The organism is Arthrobacter sp. AK01, assembly GCF_021109375.1.
Lineage (GTDB): Bacteria > Actinomycetota > Actinomycetes > Actinomycetales > Micrococcaceae > Arthrobacter.
Map to the genome: position 1 here is coordinate 1 of NZ_JAJOHP010000151.1, position 780 is coordinate 780.

The 780-nt window shown below is 68.2% G+C and carries 1 protein-coding gene; it reads left to right on the forward strand.

Annotated features, from left to right (window positions below):
- The first annotated feature begins 111 nt into the window (after positions 1-111).
- On the forward strand, positions 112-504 hold the full coding sequence (locus LN996_RS23495; protein WP_231343507.1) for a hypothetical protein: 393 nt from the start codon (positions 112-114) through the stop codon (positions 502-504).
- Positions 505-780: the final 276 nt, after the last annotated feature.

The window sequence follows — 780 nt, forward strand, 5'->3', positions numbered from 1 at the left end:
CCTGGTCGGCCCGCTCCCGCACCCCCCCCCCCCCGCCCCCCGGCCCGCCCGCCCGGCCGCCCCCCCCCCCCCCCCCCCCCCCCCCACCCCATTGGTAAAGGAAGAACGATCATGACTGAAAGCCCCGAAACCCGACAGGACGCCGAAGAGATTACCTGGTTTCCCGCGCGTGAACTGGTGGACGCGATGAAAGCCGAAGGCCTGGAACTTGACGTCGACCAAACCGGCGGAGGCACCGCCACCTTTTTCCTTCAGAGCGAAGGCTGCCACACATTCACGATTGGCCCCGGTTCATTCAGCTGGAAGAACCCCCTGGAATCCACGTTCAACACGGATCAGCTCTACTACGGGCCGGACCACTACGACGACGACGGCGAACCGGTGGAGTTCTCCGCCGACGAAGAGAAGACCATCACACCGGGAACACCGATAGCTGACATCGCCCAGGAAATCGCCGCCAACTTCCGCCGATTCAACACCCGCGCGACCGACAGCGCCACATAACCGGGGCGGGCCGTTCGCCTTTTGTGGGCGGGCGGTCCGGCGCAGGTGGCTGGGTTGGGTGGGTGGTTGCCGGCGACGGACCGCCGTTCCCGCAACGGGGCCGGCACCACTCACCTGATGCGTGCGGCAAGCCTTGGCGGCGATGACCTGGGCGGATCCGCGGGGGCCAGGGGAGAAGCATGCTCGCAGGGCTCGCACCCCTTTGGGCGTCCACTCCGCTTCGCTCCGTGGCCGGCTGTTGGGCCCGGTCCCGACGTCGCAGAGCTCCGCCGTGCC